Genomic DNA, 1285 nt, shown 5'->3' with positions numbered 1-1285 from the left:
GCGGCCGGGTGTCGCGGCGGCGAACATCGCGGCGTTCAGGGCGGGCTGGAACTTCGGTGAGACGACGGAGGATTTCGCGGTCTCGTATGAGGTCGCGCCGGCGACGACGGCGTTCCCGGCCGGCATTTACCGTAATATCTCGGGGAATCTGGCGTTGTCGTACGGGCTGGTGGCGGCGTCGCGGCAGGCGGATCTTCCGCTGTTTTTGGGTTCGTATCCGATTACTCCGGCGTCGGACATCCTGCATGAGCTGAGCCGGCACAAGAACTTCGGTGTGCGTACGTTCCAGGCGGAGGATGAGATCGCGGGGATCGGGGCGGCGCTGGGTGCGGCGTTCGGTGGTTCGCTGGCGGTGACCACGACGTCGGGGCCGGGTGTGGCCCTCAAGAGCGAGACGATCGGGTTGGCGGTGTCGTTGGAGCTGCCGCTGTTGGTCGTGGATATTCAGCGTGGGGGTCCGTCGACGGGGTTGCCGACGAAGACGGAGCAGGCGGATCTGCTGCAGGCGATGTACGGGCGTAATGGTGAGGCGCCGGTGCCGGTGGTGGCTCCGCGGACGCCGGCGGACTGTTTCGGCGCGGCTTTGGAGGCGGCGCGGATCGCGCTGGCCTACCGCACGCCGGTCTTTTTGCTCTCCGACGGCTATCTCGCCAACGGTTCCGAGCCCTGGCGGATCCCGGAGGTGGACGAACTCCCGGATCTGCGGGTGCAGTTCGCTCAGGGTTTCAATCACGCGCTGGAGGACGGGACGGAGGTGTTCTGGCCCTACAAACGCGATCCGCAGACGCTGGCCCGTCCGTGGGCGGTTCCGGGCACGCCGGGTCTGGAGCACCGGATCGGCGGGATCGAGAAGCAGGACGGCACCGGCAACATCTCCTACGATCCCGCCAACCACGACTTCATGGTCCGCACCCGGCAGGCGAAGATCGACGGCATCACCGTGCCGGACGTGGAGGTCGACGACCCGCATGGCGCCCGCACCCTGGTGCTCGGCTGGGGATCCACCTACGGCCCCATCACCGCGGCGGTTCGCCGGCTGCGCGCGGCCGGTGAGTCCATCGCGCAGGCGCATCTGCGCCATCTCAACCCCTTCCCCGGCAATCTCGGGGAGGTTTTGCGGGGCTACGACCGGGTGGTGATCCCGGAGATGAACCTCGGTCAGCTCGCCACTCTCGTCCGGGCGAAATATCTGGTGGATGCCCACTCCTACAACCAGGTCAACGGCATGCCGTTCAAGGCCGAACAGCTCGCCACGGCGCTGAAGGAGGCCATCGATGGCTGACAC

General features: G+C 67.2%; 1 protein-coding gene. It reads left to right on the top strand.

The window, feature by feature from the left end; all coding sequences use genetic code 11:
* The coding region (locus tag AQJ84_RS37500; protein WP_059198907.1) for a 2-oxoacid:acceptor oxidoreductase subunit alpha at window positions 1-1282 on the top strand (1282 nt) is incomplete at its 5' end.
* Window positions 1283-1285: the final 3 nt, after the last annotated feature.

The sequence above is a fragment of the Streptomyces resistomycificus genome (genome assembly GCF_001514265.1).
GTDB classification, from domain to species: Bacteria; Actinomycetota; Actinomycetes; order Streptomycetales; family Streptomycetaceae; genus Streptomyces; species Streptomyces resistomycificus.
This window is presented reverse-complemented; position numbering and strand designations above follow the sequence as displayed.